13 protein-coding genes are annotated in these 16,536 nt (G+C 37.2%); 7 read left to right on the top strand and 6 right to left on the bottom strand.

The genetic code is table 11. The annotated features are described in order from the left end of the window. The first annotated feature begins 99 nt into the window (after positions 1–99). Positions 100–1,383, top strand: coding sequence for a cystathionine gamma-synthase family protein (locus JEP36_RS04090; RefSeq protein ID WP_102086723.1), 1,284 nt, complete (start codon positions 100–102; stop codon positions 1,381–1,383). A 65-nt stretch (positions 1,384–1,448) separates the two neighbouring features. Here the strand turns inward: JEP36_RS04090 and JEP36_RS04085 are convergent, their stop codons facing one another. After that, a complete protein-coding gene (locus JEP36_RS04085) occupies positions 1,449–2,006 on the bottom strand; it encodes a GNAT family N-acetyltransferase (protein ID WP_102086725.1) in 558 nt (185 codons plus the stop codon). Positions 2,007–2,293: 287 nt separating this feature from the next. On the opposite strand from JEP36_RS04085, the gene JEP36_RS04080 reads away from it, so the two are divergent. Continuing rightward, positions 2,294–3,073 carry a helix-turn-helix domain-containing protein gene (locus JEP36_RS04080; protein ID WP_232797448.1) on the top strand — a complete coding sequence of 260 codons (780 nt, stop codon included), beginning with the start codon at positions 2,294–2,296 and terminating at the stop codon, positions 3,071–3,073. Positions 3,074–3,247: 174 nt separating this feature from the next. After that, the gene (gene nifJ, locus JEP36_RS04075) at positions 3,248–6,802 is read left to right on the top strand and encodes a pyruvate:ferredoxin (flavodoxin) oxidoreductase (protein WP_332872984.1); all 3,555 of its coding nucleotides are present in this window, start codon (positions 3,248–3,250) and stop codon (positions 6,800–6,802) included. A 76-nt stretch (positions 6,803–6,878) separates the two neighbouring features. On the opposite strand, the gene ydeE is transcribed toward nifJ, so the two are convergent. Continuing rightward, the gene (gene ydeE / locus JEP36_RS04070; RefSeq protein WP_102086728.1) at positions 6,879–8,066 is read right to left on the bottom strand and encodes an efflux MFS transporter YdeE; all 1,188 of its coding nucleotides are present in this window, start codon (positions 8,064–8,066) and stop codon (positions 6,879–6,881) included. A gap of 305 nt (positions 8,067–8,371) precedes the next feature. Between ydeE and accA the strand changes: the two genes are divergently transcribed. Both accA and JEP36_RS04060 read left to right on the top strand, forming a co-directional pair. Further along, positions 8,372–9,334, top strand: coding sequence for an acetyl-CoA carboxylase carboxyl transferase subunit alpha (gene accA / locus JEP36_RS04065; RefSeq protein ID WP_100158242.1), 963 nt, complete (start codon positions 8,372–8,374; stop codon positions 9,332–9,334). 78 nt (positions 9,335–9,412) lie between these two features. Further along, positions 9,413–10,300, top strand: a complete 888-nt coding sequence (locus JEP36_RS04060; protein ID WP_102086831.1) for a LysR family transcriptional regulator — start codon at positions 9,413–9,415, stop codon at positions 10,298–10,300. 3 nt (positions 10,301–10,303) lie between these two features. Here the strand turns inward: JEP36_RS04060 and JEP36_RS04055 are convergent, their stop codons facing one another. Then, on the bottom strand, positions 10,304–11,806 hold the full coding sequence (locus JEP36_RS04055) for an MFS transporter (RefSeq protein WP_102086729.1): 1,503 nt from the start codon (positions 11,804–11,806) through the stop codon (positions 10,304–10,306). Between the two features lie 153 nt (positions 11,807–11,959). Between JEP36_RS04055 and JEP36_RS04050 the strand changes: the two genes are divergently transcribed. Continuing rightward, on the top strand, positions 11,960–12,556 hold the full coding sequence (locus JEP36_RS04050; protein WP_102086730.1) for a TetR/AcrR family transcriptional regulator: 597 nt from the start codon (positions 11,960–11,962) through the stop codon (positions 12,554–12,556). A gap of 22 nt (positions 12,557–12,578) precedes the next feature. Beyond that, positions 12,579–12,809 (top strand): MFS transporter, encoded by a 231-nt coding sequence (locus tag JEP36_RS04045; RefSeq protein WP_308301892.1) that lies wholly within the window; start codon positions 12,579–12,581, stop codon positions 12,807–12,809. Positions 12,810–12,879: 70 nt separating this feature from the next. Here the strand turns inward: JEP36_RS04045 and fhuB are convergent, their stop codons facing one another. From fhuB to JEP36_RS04030, 3 genes are read right to left on the bottom strand one after another with little or no spacing between them, the layout of a single operon-like run. Further along, positions 12,880–14,847, bottom strand: coding sequence for a Fe(3+)-hydroxamate ABC transporter permease FhuB (gene fhuB, locus JEP36_RS04040; RefSeq protein WP_102086731.1), 1,968 nt, complete (start codon positions 14,845–14,847; stop codon positions 12,880–12,882). Further along, positions 14,837–15,757 (bottom strand): iron-siderophore ABC transporter substrate-binding protein, encoded by a 921-nt coding sequence (locus JEP36_RS04035; RefSeq protein WP_102086732.1) that lies wholly within the window; start codon positions 15,755–15,757, stop codon positions 14,837–14,839. Before JEP36_RS04035 ends, fhuB begins: the two co-directional genes overlap by 11 nt. Continuing rightward, entirely contained in the window at positions 15,748–16,530 is a 783-nt protein-coding gene (locus JEP36_RS04030) for an ABC transporter ATP-binding protein (RefSeq protein WP_102086733.1), read from the bottom strand. Before JEP36_RS04030 ends, JEP36_RS04035 begins: the two co-directional genes overlap by 10 nt. Between the last annotated feature and the right edge of the window lie 6 nt (positions 16,531–16,536).

Raw genomic sequence — 16,536 nt, 5'->3', positions numbered from 1 at the left:
TTATATAACTACTGGTTTTTATTCTATATAAAACATTCTAACAACATGAATTTTTTTCAGTATGATAAAGATCCTTCATTAAACATAAGAAATAAAAAAATGACTGACTCTCAACTGAAAAAACAATATATCGGCGAACATAAACTCTCACCAGAAACACTAATGATGAGTTATGGTTATGATCCATTACTCTCTGAAGGCTCAGTTAAACCACCTGTATTTTTAACATCCACCTTTATTTTTAAAAGTGCTGAAGAGGGTAAAGCTTTTTTTGATACCGTAAGTGGTAGAAAACCTTTACCAGAAGGTGAAAAAGCCGGTTTAGTTTATTCTCGCTTTAATCAACCTAATAGTGAAATTGTTGAAGACAGACTGGCGGTTTATGAAAATACGCAATCTTGTGTATTATTTTCATCAGGAATGTCCGCAATTACCACAACATTAATGGCATTAACTCAGCCCGGTGATGTTATTTTACATTCACAGCCACTTTATGGCGGAACTGAAACGTTAATTGCCAAAACACTTGCTAAATTTGGGATCCAAGCCACACCATTTACTGATGGGCTAAACCGTTCACTTATTCAAGAACAAGCAGATAAAGCCTGTCAAAAAGGGCGTGTATCCGTTATTTTTGCAGAAACTCCTGCAAACCCAACTAATTCATTAGTCGATATTGAAGCATTAAAAAACGTTGCTGATCAATTAGAAAAAGTGCAAGGCTATCGTCCTATTATTGTCTGCGATAACACATTACTTGGCCCTGTATATCAACATCCGATAGAACAAGGTGCTGATATCTCAGTCTATTCTTTAACTAAATATGTTGGTGGGCATTCAGATTTAGTCGCTGGTGCCGCAATGGGCTCTCGTGAACTTATTAATCAAATCAGATTATTAAGAGGAGCAATAGGGACACAACTGGATCCGCATTCTTGCTGGATGCTAGGCCGTTCTTTAGAAACGTTACAAATTAGAATGGAAAAAGCCAATCAGAATGCATTATTAGTTGCAGAGTTTCTGCGTGATCATGAAAAAGTAAAAACAATTCATTATTTACCTTTTGCTGATAAAAATTCTGTTGAAGCCCAGCTTTTTGCTAAACAATGTACAGGTGCGGGATCAACTTTCTCATTTGATATTGTAGGTGGAGAAAGTGAAGCTTTCCGTTTTCTTAATGCAATGAAAATTTTTAAACTTGCAGTAAGTCTGGGGGGAACGGAATCTCTAGCATGTCATCCAGGTTCAACAACGCATTCGGGTGTACCAATGACATTACGACATAGCATTGGCATTCAAGACACCACTATTCGTTTATCTATTGGGATAGAAAATCCACAAGATTTAATTGCTGATTTATCCCAAGCATTAGCAAGTGCTTAATTAAATTGCCCTGTTAATATTAAAAAACACCAGATAATGTGAATTTCACACTCTGGTGTTTTGTTTTAATAGACTTGTTTTTGGATTTCAATCCACTCATCTTTAGTTAAGCGGCAAATATTTTCAATTTTCACTTCATCTAAAAATTCTGCGTACTGTTCTTCAATGACGTGATGGAATTTAAATCCACATTTTTCTTGTGTTTTTTGTGATTTCTCATTATCAGCGAAATAGCCACACCATAAATTATCTAATTCCAGTGTTTCAAAGCTATACCGACTGATTTCTTTTACGGCTTCTGGTATTAAACCTTTGCCCCAAAATGGAACACCAATCCAATAAGAAACTTCAGCATCATTATCCCCAATCGGGAAATTACTCTCATTTGCGAAAGATAATCCAACTAAGCCTATGACAAGATCATCATCAATTAACGTAACGGCATAAACATCATCACGCATAAATATAGTGCGAATAATTTCGGCACTTTCTTCAACACTTCTATGCACTGGCCAACCTGCAATTGGGCCAACGCGTTCATCTTTTGCATATTGATACAAACTTGACGCATCAGAAAGTTTCCATGGTCGTAATATAAGTCTCTCTGTTTTTAATATTTTCATTTCAATAACTTCTCTTAGTTTTCAAATATTCTGCAAATTATCTTACGTCTTTAAGATGTATGTATTCTAAAGAAAACAACTAAAAAACCGAATGTCATAAAAGAGGTAAAATCGGTACTTTTGACAACTAAATGAGAGGGGATACTTGTTATTACGTTCAATATCGTCAAATATAAAAACATAAAGTGGGTTAAGTCAGGAGCAAAAGAGGTAATGGATTTATGCTGAACCAAGTATTGTCACAACTTAATACTTCACCGCAATATGCCATTATGGGTGAAAGTAATATGATGAATGAAATAGGTTATCCTTTACCATTATCCTATATCGTAGTCATGATTTGCTTAGAAGGGAGGGCGGTAATCAATATTAGTTTTCAAAAACAGGTGATCAAAGCGAATGATATTCTTATTTTAGGCGATGATATGATGGCGGTTTTGAGTCGAAAATCAGCGAATTTTCGCTTATTCTATTGTTTTCTCGATAAATCTTTTGCTTCAGAAATTGCTTATTCTCTTTCAAATACTTTATTTGCTTTTCTCCATGACAACCCTATTTGCCATCCACATAAAGAACAATATGAAGCCTTAAATAGATGGATTCAACAATTAACACATATAGATAGCAGTTATTCTGAACACAGAAAATTAATGTTAAAAAACCACTTACAAAATCTCTTTTTTGCTATTACTGAATCAATACCCGCTCATTTCTCTATCGCCAAAAAAGAATTTAGTCGTAAAGAAAAGCTCTGCTGGCAGTTTTGGGAATTGATTGGCAAGCATTGTTTAGCACATAGGGAGGTGGCTTTTTATGCAAATCAGCTTAACATTACACCGTTTTATTTATCTCAAATAACAAAGCAATTCTTTAATGATGCGCCTAAGGCTTTGATTAATCGTCAAGTTATCCTTGAAATAAAGGCGTTATTAATGCGCACTTCGCTGTCGGTAAATGAATTATCAGTGAAGCTCCATTTTGATGATCCCTCTTATTTATGCCGATACTTTAAAAGAGAAACGGGTAATTCTTTATCTGGTTACCGTAAACAACACCAACGACAATAAAACTATTATTTAATTCATTGTTAAATAACAATTTTATTTATTTGCCAATGTTGACTAAAATCATCTAATTGGCAAATAAATCGCTCTTGAGCCACAAATACGATAATTCCTTGTAATTAATTTCTGCTAATTTCAAAAGCATAAGAAAAAAGATCAACAACAAAGGTAATTATTGTGAGTCATAAACTGCACCCTTATATCACAACAGATGCTAACCAAGCTGTTGCTTCTATCGCTTATCGCTTAAATGAAGTTATTGCTATTTATCCCATAACACCTAGCTCGACGATGGCGGAATATGCTGATCGTTGGGCAGTTGCTCACCAGCCCAATCTTTGGGGGGATATACCTCGATTAATGGAAATGCAATCCGAAGGCGGTGCGATAGCAACGGTTCATGGTGCATTACAAACAGGTGCGTTAGCCACCACATTTACCTCATCTCAGGGATTATTATTAATGATCCCATCACTTTATAAAATAGCAGGGGAATTAACGCCTTTTGTATTGCATGTCGCTGCACGTACTGTCGCAACACATGCTTTGTCTATTTTTGGTGATCATTCGGATGTAATGGCAATACGACAAACGGGCTGTGCGCTACTTTGTGCCAATAGTGTGCAAGAAGCGCAAGACTTTGCGGTGATTGCGCAGATAGCAACGCTCAATAGCCGTATTCCATTTGTTCATTTTTTTGATGGATTTAGAACATCACATGAAATGAATAAAATAATGTCTATTTCTGATGATGAACTCAAGCAGCTTATCCCATACTCTGCGATTGAAGCTCATCGCCAACGTGCATTATCGCCAGAATCGCCTGTGATAAGAGGAACTTCCGCCAATCCTGATACTTATTTTCAAGCTAGAGAAGCCTCGAACCCTTGGTATAACAGTGGTTATCAACATGTTGAAGAGGCAATGAATTTGTTTGCCAAAGTGACTGGGCGTACTTATCAGCCATTTGAATATTATGGGCATCCTCAAGCTACACGAATTATTGTTCTAATGGGTTCAGCCGCGGGTCCTTGTAAAGAAGTTATTGATATGCTCAATACACAAGGCGAGAAACTCGGCTTACTTTGTGTACACCTTTATCGCCCATTTTCGGCGTGTCATTTTCTTGATGCTATTCCAAATTCAGTTGAGTCTATTGCTGTTCTTGATAGAACTAAAGAGCCAGGCGCACAGGTTGAACCTCTCTATCTTGATGTTATTACGGCATTTGCCGAAGCCTATCATCAAGGTGAACGTGAAATATTGCCTCTGACTATTTCTGGTCGTTATGGATTATCTTCAAAAGAATTCGATCCAGATTGTGTTATGGCTGTGTTTAAAGAATTACAGCAATCTAAACCTAAACGTCGGTTCACTGTTGGTATTTATGATGATGTAACACATTTATCAATTATGCCTATGGATGCCAAATTACCTGAACATCATAAACTTAGCGCACTCTTTTATGGATTAGGTAGTGATGGTTCTGTTTCTGCGACTAAGAATAATATTAATATTATTGGTAGCAACACACCGTTATATGCCCAAGGCTATTTTGTTTATGACTCAAAAAAAGCGGGTGGATTAACTGTTTCTCATTTAAGGATCAGTCAAACGCCTATTAACTCAACTTACCTCATTAAACAGGCTGATTTTATTGGTTGTCACCAATGGCAGTTTATTGATAAATACCAAATTGTTGAGAAATTAAAAGTAGGGGGCACACTTCTATTAAATACCCCTTATTCAGCGCCAACCGTTTGGGCTAAATTACCGCAAGAAGTTCAAGCGCTACTTATTGAAAAAGAAGCGCGCATCTATGTTATTAATGCTTATAAGATTGCGCGTGAATGCCAATTAGGCGCACGAATTAATACCATAATGCAAACAGCATTTTTCCACTTAACATCTCTTTTCCCTGCCGAAAAGATAAATGATTATCTGCATAAGACAATTATTAAAAGTTATCAAAATAAAGGCGAAGCATTGGTCAATGCAAACTTAATGGCGATTTCACAAACATTGTCTGCATTAGAGCGCGTTCCTGTTGGGGCTGTATTAACCGAAAGTCCTTATAAATCCCCGATTGTCGCTGATAATGCGCCTGATTTTGTCAAAACAGTCACCGCCATAATGATAGCAGGGCTTGGTGATAGTTTACCTGTTTCGGCATTTCCACCTGATGGCACATGGCCAACTGGCACAACACAATGGGAAAAACGTAATATTGCTGAATTTATTCCTGTCTGGAAACCGTCTTTATGTACACAGTGCAACTATTGCGTTGCCGCTTGTCCTCATGCTGCTATTCGCGCTAAAGTGACCAAGACTAGCCTGTTAGAAAATGCACCAATAACCCTTGAAAAACTTCCTGTAAAATCTCGTGAAATGAAAGGGTTAGACTATATTTTACAAGTTGCACCTGAAGATTGTACTGGCTGTAACTTATGCTATGAAGTTTGCCCAGCCAAAGACAGACAAGATCCAAACATCAGGGCGATCAATATGATTGAAAAGCTTGGTGTATTAGAACAAGAAAAACAAAACTTCAATTTCTTCAATCAATTACCTGATTTACATCCTTCTGAATTAGAAAAAATAGATATCAGGACATCACAATTAATTACGCCACTATTTGAATATTCAGGTGCATGTTCTGGCTGTGGTGAAACCGCCTATATTAAATTATTAACTCAGCTTTATGGCGATGAATTATTAATTGCAATTGCCACAGGGTGTTCATCTATTTACGGTGGTAATCTCCCAACCACACCCTATACCACAAACAGAGAAGGCAGAGGGCCTGCTTGGGCTAACTCCTTATTTGAAGATAATGCCGAATTTGGTCTAGGTTTTCGTCTCACCTTAGATCAGCATAAAAAACGTGTTGAGCGCTTATTAAATCGATTTGCAACAGAAATACCCGCTTCACTTTATCAAACGTTGACTGATACGAATAATTCTAATCAGGATAAACGCAATGGAATTAATGAGTTATCCACCTTATTAGGTCTCAGTAGTGATCCACTAGCCAAAGAGTTACTCCATGATGCGCACTATTTAATGCAAAAATCTGTATGGATGGTTGGCGGTGACGGTTGGGCTTATGATATTGGTTTTGGCGGACTTGATCATGTATTGAGTAGCGGTGAAAACGTTAATGTACTGGTGTTAGATACACAATGTTATTCCAATACTGGTGGACAACAATCTAAAGCAACCCCAATGGGCGCTATTACTAAATTTGGTGAGGATGGAAAAAATAAAGCTCGCAAAGATTTGGGTATCACCATGATGATGTATGGCAACATTTATGTTGCTCAAATCGCTATTGGTGCTCAAATGAACCAAACTATTAAAGCCATTCAAGAAGCGGAGGCCTATCAAGGACCTTCACTGATTATTGCTTATAGTCCTTGTGAAGAGCATGGTTATGACTTGGCCTTTAGCTATGAACAAATGAAGCAACTGACTGCATCAGGTTTCTGGCCTCTCTATCGATTTGATCCTCGCCGTGAACAAGAGGGCAAAAATCCATTAATGCTAGATTCAAGAGCTCCTAACCAAGTCGCTTCTGCGGTGTTAAATAAAGAGCAACGTTTTAGTCGACTATTTAAAATCTATCCTGATAAAGCAATGGCATTAGCGAATCAAGCACAACGTAATATTGAAAAGAAATATGCTTTACTTAATCTATTGGCAGAAAAAAGCATAAAGTCAGAGACTGAATAAACTATAAATCCCACTCGGCTAAAAATCATAACCACTCGTAAGATGGGTGGTTATGATTTTATTAATACCTAATATATTAAACAGATATCATTTTATTTCGGCTGGCATTCATACCTTGGATCATACAAAACCAAGCCAATGCAGAAACCACCATTAAAATAGCGAATAAAGAGGCGGGCGGAAATGCAGTTAAAATAAAACCACTGGCAAGTGGATTAAGTGCCGCACCTAACCAACCGAGTGACTGTGCAGAGAAATAACTTGCTTTCATTCCTAACGGTGCAATGTTATCAATCATCATATACTCGCCTGGTGCATAAATTAATTCACCAAAGGTAAACACAGCGATAGCTAGTGCCCAAAAGATTAAATTGTCACCAGCAAACATAAAGCCAAGTAAGCCTGTCATAAAAAATAACGTACCTAATGTCATTAATTTACGTAGCCTTTCTGCGGTAACATGTTTACCCACTATATATTGTAAAGAGACTACAATGGCAGCGTTTACAGGTAATACCACGGCGATAACAGACTCTGCTAATTTTGCATCGTAAACCACTAAAATATATTGCGAAATACATGAGGCAAAAGAGCCAAACGTTAATGTACCGAAAAAAGTTGAGAATACAAACCAACTTAATGCTCTATCTTTTAGCATTATTTTCGGATCCCATTTCACACTATTTTCTTCATCTGTATTCACCGCTTTTGAGCGTTGAACAAAAACTTGGATCATAAATAGTGGAAATGTTGCCGAAATAGCCGCAAGCCAGAAAGGTAATTGTGTTCCATACATTAATAATAAGGTGCCGATAGGGGGCCCCACCGTCCATCCCATATTGATAAAGGTATAGTTTAGAGAGAATATTTTAGGTTTTGCTGAAACTGATAAGGTTTCGGCAAAATACGCTTTTAATACGGTTGAAAACACTAAATAAGAGCAGTTAATCACAGAAAAAAAGATAACGACTAAAATAGTGCTATGAACAAGAGGGATTGCAGCAAATCCAAAAATAAACGTTAGAATTGCAAGGATCATATAACGTTTTTTCTCAAATTTATCAGCAAGCATGCCAAAGCCAAGGCTGAAGAAAATCCCCGTTGTTAATGCAATAGACATGGCAATACCAATATCATCGACAGGTAATTGATACTCCCTCGACAAATAGATAGCCATAAACGGTAATGTTGCACCTCTTCCTATTGTAAGAAGAAGTGATGAAAATAGCAGTGCAGCTGTTGAGCGTGTTTTTTTTGAGAACATATTATCTTTATTCTAATTATTTGTATTTTATGGCGTGTTTTATAATTCGTACGATTTTTTACGGGTGAAAAAAAGAACAAATTCGCACTGTATATTAATACATAACTTAGTAATTACTGTATAGCTTAAAGTCAGAAAAAAAGCTCTTTTTGATCTTATCTTTTTTCTTGCTGATCTTGTTGTAATGTTCAATTATCCCATTTTTGATAATAGTGTTTATCAAATTCCAATCTATTAACACATTGTTATTTTTTCTAAACTGAGCCAATCATTGTTTTATTTACTGAATTAAATCTGAGGTCGTTATGTCTTTTATTCATCTTGAATTTGAAAAACCTATTGTTGAATTAGACGAAAAAATAGATGCATTGCTCACCTTTAAGCAATCTCAAGATGAACCAACAGGTATTAATTTAGATGAAGAAATCGCACGTTTAAGGCAAAAAAGCCTTTCGCTGACAAAATCTATTTTTACTGATTTAGGTGCTTGGGAAATTGTGCAACTCGCTCGTCACCCAATGCGTCCATATACCCTTGACTATATTAAAGCGGTTTTTACTGATTTTCAGGAGTTGGCGGGTGATAGAGCTTATGCCGATGATAAAGCGATTGTTGCGGGTTTAGCGCGTTTAGACAAAATGCCAGTCATGGTGATTGGGCAGCAAAAAGGGCGTGATACAAAAGAGAAAATTCTTCGCAATTTTGGTATGCCGTCACCAGAAGGTTATAGAAAAGCATTACGTTTAATGAAAATGGCGGAGCGCTTTCATCTACCCGTAATTATTTTTATTGATTCTGCGGGAGCGTACCCTGGTGTTGGTGCTGAAGAGCGCGGACAAGCTGAAGCTATCGCACGTAATATTCTTGAAATGTCACGATTAAAAACACCTATTATTTGCACTATTACTGGTGAAGGATTTTCTGGAGGTGCGCTAGCTATTGGTGTTGGTGATAAAGTTAATATGCTGCAATACAGTACTTATGCAGCAATTTCACCAGAAGGCTGTGCATCTATTCTGTGGAAAAGTTCTGATAAAGCGCCAATTGCGGCAGAAACCATGGGAATGACAGCACCTAAATTACAATCATTAGGTATTATCGACGCCATTATTCCAGAGCCATTAGGTGGAGCTCATCGAGATCATCAACAAGCTGCCGAATTTCTTAAACAACAGTTATTAACTGACTTAGCCTTATTAAAAAGCTATTCAACCGAAGAACTTTTAGATAAACGCTATCAAAAACTCATGTCTCATGGTTACTGTTAATTATTAACGAGTGAAAAGAAAATGAATGATACACTGCCTATATTGAGTAATAGAAATACAGTAGGCAGTGAATTATTTATGCAAATCGATCTTAATTTATTACGTATTTTTTCTGCCGTAGCAGAGCAAGGGCAATTTGCAGCAGCAGCTCGGCTATTATCTATGCCTACCTCAAATATCAGTCGTGCAATTAAACAGCTTGAACAGCAACTCAATTGTAAACTTATTGATAGAACAACTCGAAAAATGCGCCTTACTGAACAAGGCAAAATACTCTATCAGCAAGGAATAAAAACCTTAACTGAATTAGACAATGTTGTAAGCAATATCACTAGTGATGGACCATTAACGGGTACTTTCCGTTTAACTATTCCGAGTGAATATGGCAGTGAGCTACTTGGTGATATTTTGGCTGATTTTGCTGCACTTCATCCTAATTTACTTATTCAATGTGATACCCAACTAATGCCAAGAAATATCATCGATGATGATATTGATTTACTGTTAACTTTTCATCGTGGAAATTTAGCGGATAGTAGCTATCACTCACGCTTAATTAAATCATGGCGCAGTATTGTTGTGGCATCTAATGAATTATTAGAAAAAACAGGAATACCCACACATATTGAACAATTAAGCAAAATGCCTTGTATTTCTAGCTTAAGCGCACTAGAAGGGCAACCTTGGATATTTATGGATGAAGATAAAAAGCCAATCAGAGTAACCATTAATAGTAATTATCGAGTAAACAGTGCCATATTAGCAAAATCAGCAGTATTAAAAGGATTGGGATTTGCTATTTTAGCTGAGCATTGCTGCCTTGATATGATTAAAGAAGGGAAGTTACGAGCTATCGAGTTTCCTCAACAACCCGCAACGATTAACTTAGTGGCAATATATGCAACTCGTAGCACACTCTCACGTAATATTGAGTCTTTTCTTGAATTTCTAGCTCAACGTTTATAGATATTAATCTGTGATTTGTTGAGTAAGTGCCTTATGTTTTGCTTTAACAGGAAAGAGCACAATAAATAAAGTCACAAAACATGAGATCCCCGCGATCGCAATTGCATAAGCAAACCCCGAATTAAATGCCTCTGGTAATAGAGTGACAAATCCTTTGTCTAAACTATTTGTCGTATTTTCAGTCACCAAACTAACAATATCGGTATAACTTACAGATATTCCCAATGTCTGACTTTGGAGCACCATATAATGAATTGCTTGCTGCACCATCAAAGTGCCTAATAAAGCAATTCCCATTGTCATACCCGTTTGTCTTAATGCATTCATGGTTGCAGACGCCATACCAGAACGAGATGGTGACACACTTTTCATCACTAAAGCACCTATTGCGGGTGTTGCTAATCCCATTCCAGCACCTAATACAAACAGATAGCTTCCTGTTATTCCATAATGGCTATTTGTTGCTAATGTCGCTAATAAACAAGAAGAAATAGCGATTAATAAGAAACCACAGATCATAAGTTTTCTAACAGAGAAATAAGAAGATAACCGTCCAAAAGACATAGAAAATAGTGCCATTGCAATAAATTCTGGTGCCATTCTCCAACCCGCTTCTAATGCACTCCAACCTTGTGCTTTTTGCAAAAAGAATGCGATAAAAAATACATTACTGTATGTAGCAAAACCCAAGGTAAAAGAAGAAAGGTTATATTGAAAGAACGCGCGATCTTTAAATAAAGCCAGTGGTAATAAAGGACGCTCCACACGTTTTTCTATCATTAAGAAAAGGGCAAGGAATATAATCCCCGCAATCAGTGTTGATACTGTTCTATAATGTGACCAACCCACAGAGCCAGCTTCAATTAAACCATAAGTCAGTAATCCTAATCCCAACATACTGGTTAATTGACCAAAAGGATCTAAAGCAACATTTTCAGGATCAGCACTCTCACTTAATCCATACCAACCTAATAAGACGGTAATAATGCCAATAGGAATATTAATAAGAAATATACTCGCCCAGCCACTCACATAAACTAAAAAACCGCCTAAAATAGGACCAATAATTAACGATAATGCACTGACTGAAGACCAAATACCGATAATGCGAACCCGTTCAATATCAATAGGAAAAGCATGAGTAATTAAAGACAATGCACCCGGAATAAGTGCAGCCGCGGCAATACCTTGAATAATACGTCCAAGAATTAATATTTCATGTTGCTGTGCAATCGCACAAATTACTGAACCTAACGTGAAAATAATCACGCCCCATAGCCATACCTTCTTTCGCCCAAAGCGATCGCTCAAAGGACCTGATGACAAAATACAGGCTGACAAACAAAGCGCATAAGCATCAACAATCCACTGCAAGGTTGCCATATCAGCATGTATATCATTTTGAATAGTTGGCAGAGCTACATTCACGATACTAATATCGAGAGTTGCCATAAAAGTACCTAAACAAATGGCACAGATAAGTGACAGTCGTTTTAAATAAGTCATAAGCTTTTATTGCCTTAATGATGAATAATAATGGCATAATAATACTCGACCGACCGTCGGTCAATTGATATTGATAATGAGTTTCATTTATCATCATTGTGACTCGCTTTAATATAGAGTACTCTTTACAAGCGACTTTGAGGGAGATAAGCAATGTCATTAGAAGAACAAATAACAGATAAACCAAGAACAAAACCCGCAGAGGTTCGTTTAGAAGAGTTAATGAATGCCGCAGAAGCGTTATTTCTTGATAAAGGTTTTGATGCCACAACCGTTAGCGATATTGTAAAAAAAGCAGGGGTAGCAAAAGGAACATATTATCACTATTTTTCTGCCAAAACAGACGTTCTTGATGCGCTCAGAACACGTTATATGGATTGGTATTTAAATAAAATAGATAACGCCATGGATGCCTGCTCACAACAAGATCATCGTGAGAAATTAAAACAGTGGTGTGAAATCAGCGTTATTGCTTATGTTGAGAAACAAGAATTACACGACATGCTTTTTCATCAAGTATTTCATCAAAGCAGCAATATTCATGAAAATAGAGCATTACAGCAAATTCAAACACTGTTAATTTCGGGTACAGAAAATAAAACTTGGCATGTTACACAACCGGAATTAACCAGTACATTGATTTATCATGGTATGCATGCTGCGGTTGATAATTTAGGTCATAGCGAAGAATATACCGCAAAAACATTAGGTAATATGCTATATCAGCAATTTACTCAATTGCTAAAATAAGCGTTAATGATATATCGTGACAATGTCACTTATTGAGAAGATAGTTCCAGAAAATCAGCTTACTGAAGGAATGACATGGTTACTTTCAGGATTAAATGTAGGCACAGCAATTGGTGCAACATTAACAGGGCAACTTGTTGATTATTCTGGTGTTCAATCTGGCGTATGGGTTGCCATTGGCGCAAGTACTTTAGTGATGTTAATTGCATTTATTGGCTTTAAACGCATAAATAATCACAACAGTAAGATTTAAGCACAATCAATAATAATTAAAGCCTAAGAATATCAGCAAGATTAATGTTGATATCTTAGGCTTTTTTCGATCAGCGACTACGATTTAACAGCATTAAACAAAGGAAATAGCTACCACCTAAAATCGCTACTAAAGTTCCTGCGGCAATTTGTGCAGGATAAATCAATATTTGCCCAAGCCAATCAGCCCAAACCATTAAAGTCGCACCGATTAATCCCGAAAGAATTAATTGTGATTTTATTTTTTGAGCGCCAATTAATACCGCCATATGAGGAGCGACTAAGCCAATAAAGGCGATAGGGCCAACAGTTGACGTAACTAATGCACATAACAGAGAAACAATAATCAGTAAAATAATACTTGCTCGCGCTGTATGTAATCCTCGCGCTAAAGCAAAGTTTCGACCAATTGATATTAATGCCAACCATCGAGTGAGTAATAAAACAACGCCCACAATAAAGATGATAGCTAATGCAAAATAAATAGCTTGTTGCCCTGTTACACGATAAGTCGAGCCTGATAACCACAATAATATTTTATAGCTACTTAACGAACCTTTCGCTAAGAAAAACTGAATAAAAGCCTCTAAACTCGCGGTTAATGCAATACCCGTTAAGATTAAACTGGCAGGGGCATATTGGTGCCTTTTACCCAACACTAATAAGATAATCATAACAACACCGCTTCCTAATAACGCCGTTCCCCATTGTGATGTTTGTAAAGTGCTTCCCAGAATTAAGCTAGAAAATACCAAAGCGAAGGTTGCACCTGATGAAACACCTAAAATATCTGGGCTGGCTAACGGGTTATAAATTAAACGTTGTAAAATAACGCCAGCAATAGCCAGTGCAACACCAGCAAAGAGTGCTGTTAATAGACGAGGGAAACGCAAAGCCCATTGATAAACGGAAGGTATTTCCCATAACCATTGGCGCTCATTAATATGAATAAACAGGGTAAGCGCTAATCCAAGTATTAATAATGCCGTTATTCCTATGACCGTATAATTCGATATTTTTTTAGTTTGAGAAATAATTGAAATAGAAAGCTGATCTTGAGCTCGCATTTTCTTACGACTAAACCAAATTAATGCTGGCGCCCCAATAGCCGCTGCCGTAACACCACTAGGAATAACTGTATTGAGCCACTGACCAACCCATATCGCAAGACTATCGGTAATTAACAGCAAACATATTCCCATTAATCCACTTGCAATGAGTTCTTGGCTAGCCGTTCTAGCTCCTAATGTTCTAACTATATTAGGTGCAAGTAATCCGATAAAACTAATTACACCAACAGCCGTAATAGAAACAGAAACTAACCAAGTACTTAATATAATGAAAAAGGCAAATGCAGGTAAAACAGAAAGCCCACGAGCCGCCGCACCTTCATGCCCTAAACGTAATAAAGTAAGAATACGAGGTGCAAAGATAAAAATAAGTAAAACAGGTGTTATTCGTGGTAATAACCAATAAACTTTATCCCAGCCATCTTGTGCTAAATCACCAGCCCCCCACATGAATATATTTTGAGCAAATTGTGAGTTTAATGTCACTAATGCCGTTGCAATAGCGCCTAATAAAATATTGACCACCATACCTGAAACAACTAAAGGTAAGCCGGTCATATTGCGAATACCTGCAATAATAATCACCAGAGAAAAGGCTAATAAAGCGCCAATTGTTGCAGCTACTGCACTGTAATCTGCAACCCAGCCAGTGAACCAAATATTAACGATCACTAAGGCTAGCCAAGCACCTGATGAAGTTCCTAAGGTTAAAGGGGAAGTTAAATTATTTTGCGTTAATTGCTGCATTAAACTGCCAACAACACCAAATAACCCGCCAATAACAACGGTCATAACTAAACGTGGTAATTGTGCGTGCAAGAAAAAAACATCAGCAAAAGGCATTGTTGTGGCTGAATTAGCCAATAAATACAATTGGTGAGATAAAGAAAGAGAATTATCAATTTGTAAGTTGGTAATGCTTAATAAGATAATTACCAAAAAATAGAAAGTAAGTTGCTTAATTTTCATTACTAGGTGCCATATCTAATAAGCTTTCAGTAATGGCTTGCGCCATTAATGTCAATGATGTCATTCCTCCATAATTCCAGACAGGTTTGACTGAATGAAAATGCCCATTTTGTACAAATGGCATGGCTTTCCATAATACTGATTTTTGCAGTTTACTTTCATCAGGAAAAGGCAACATATAAAGGACATAACCATGTTTAATCTGTTGCAATACATTCATTCTTCGTTGATCAATACCCCAAGGTTGTGGCGGTAATGATATTGCCGATTTCAGCCCCAGCTTATTTATCACATATTCGGTTGTTGAATTTTCAGTATATAAAAAGATGGAGGTAAGCGTAGAAAAACGGATCACTTCTACTTCAGGTAATGTGATAAATGCCTGCTGTAACTTTGCTTTAAATTGCGCAAAAGTAGCGTCCATTTCAGCTAACTTTTGTTGTGCGAGAGCTTCTTTTCCCAAAAGCGAAGCAAGGGTATTAAAATGCGCTAGAGCGACTTGTGCCGCATTATCTTGGCGAGAAAAATTAGGTAAATAAACCACAGGAGCAATGGTTTCTAATACAGGTAATAAATCTTGTTGTGAGCTTGATGCTAAAATAAGGTCAGGTTTTAACGTCGCTATTTTTTCTAAATTAGGCTCTGCTCGCATACCAACTTCTTCAATAGAATTCGGTGCAATAGGGTGAGCAACCCATTGGTTATAACCTGCAATTTCAGTTGCCCCTACGGGGATAACTTCAAGTGTTAATATTTGTTCAAGTAAATCCCAGTCTAAAACAATAATACGTTGCGGTGTGTTAGAAGCCTTTTCATTATTATGTTGCGCCGCATTTACTGTGGGGGTAATTAATAAAATTACTAAACAAAAGGACAGTAAATTAACTATTTTTTGTAATATTACACGCATACCACCGCCACTTTATGTTGTTGTGAGCCTTTATTATCAGGGTGTTCAATCAGCTTAATGGGTGTTTCATAAAGCGAGGAGAGTCGCTCTTCATCAAAAAGTAACGAGGCTTCACCTTCAAACGCAATTTTCCCTTTTTTAAGTGCGATGATATGAGTGGCATAACGCAAGGCAAGGTTAAGATCATGCAAAATAACAATAATACCAACGTGCTGAGTTTGATTTAACTCACTCAACAATTCCATTAATTGGTATTGATGATGTATGTCTAATGCCGAGGTTGGTTCATCTAAGATCAAGATCGGTGATTGTTGAGCGAGTAACATTGCAACCCAAGCCCGTTGACGCTCACCACCTGATAAATCATCAGCAAGCGTGTCAGCGAAAGGAAGTACTCCCGCTTTTTCCATCGCCATTGTGATAATTTCATCATCTTTTTTATTCCAACGGCTTAATGTTCCACGCCAAGGAAAGCGTCCTAAACGCACTAATTCTCTGACAGTTAATCCAGCAGAAGCGGGAAGTTTTTGGGGAAGAAACGCGATTTGTTTAGCCAAATCACGAGGCTTATATTGTGAGATATTACGGTTATTTAGTGTGAGACATCCGCTATCAGGAATTTGCTGACCCGATAACAAACTGACGAGTGTCGATTTACCTGAGCCATTATGGCCAAGCACAATGGTTAATCCTGAATCTGAAATACGCAGTGAGGGTATTGATAAAATAGTGCGTCCACCGCGATCCATTTGAATATTTGAGAGTTCAAACATGGTCAC

This window comes from Proteus sp. PR00208, assembly GCF_016238545.1.
Taxonomy (GTDB): domain Bacteria; phylum Pseudomonadota; class Gammaproteobacteria; order Enterobacterales; family Enterobacteriaceae; genus Proteus.
This window is presented reverse-complemented; position numbering and strand designations above follow the sequence as displayed.

Coding starts and splice junctions, on each gene's coding strand:
- JEP36_RS04090 (WP_102086723.1), top strand. CDS start 100: ATGACTGACTCTCAACTGAAAAAACAATATATCGGCGAACATAAACTC.
- JEP36_RS04085 (WP_102086725.1), bottom strand. CDS start 2,006: ATGAAAATATTAAAAACAGAGAGACTTATATTACGACCATGGAAACTT.
- JEP36_RS04080 (WP_232797448.1), top strand. CDS start 2,294: ATGATGAATGAAATAGGTTATCCTTTACCATTATCCTATATCGTAGTC.
- ydeE (WP_102086728.1), bottom strand. CDS start 8,066: ATGTTCTCAAAAAAAACACGCTCAACAGCTGCACTGCTATTTTCATCA.
- accA (WP_100158242.1), top strand. CDS start 8,372: ATGTCTTTTATTCATCTTGAATTTGAAAAACCTATTGTTGAATTAGAC.
- JEP36_RS04060 (WP_102086831.1), top strand. CDS start 9,413: ATGCAAATCGATCTTAATTTATTACGTATTTTTTCTGCCGTAGCAGAG.
- JEP36_RS04055 (WP_102086729.1), bottom strand. CDS start 11,806: ATGACTTATTTAAAACGACTGTCACTTATCTGTGCCATTTGTTTAGGT.
- JEP36_RS04050 (WP_102086730.1), top strand. CDS start 11,960: ATGTCATTAGAAGAACAAATAACAGATAAACCAAGAACAAAACCCGCA.
- JEP36_RS04045 (WP_308301892.1), top strand. CDS start 12,579: ATGTCACTTATTGAGAAGATAGTTCCAGAAAATCAGCTTACTGAAGGA.
- fhuB (WP_102086731.1), bottom strand. CDS start 14,847: ATGAAAATTAAGCAACTTACTTTCTATTTTTTGGTAATTATCTTATTA.
- JEP36_RS04035 (WP_102086732.1), bottom strand. CDS start 15,757: ATGCGTGTAATATTACAAAAAATAGTTAATTTACTGTCCTTTTGTTTA.
- JEP36_RS04030 (WP_102086733.1), bottom strand. CDS start 16,530: ATGTTTGAACTCTCAAATATTCAAATGGATCGCGGTGGACGCACTATT.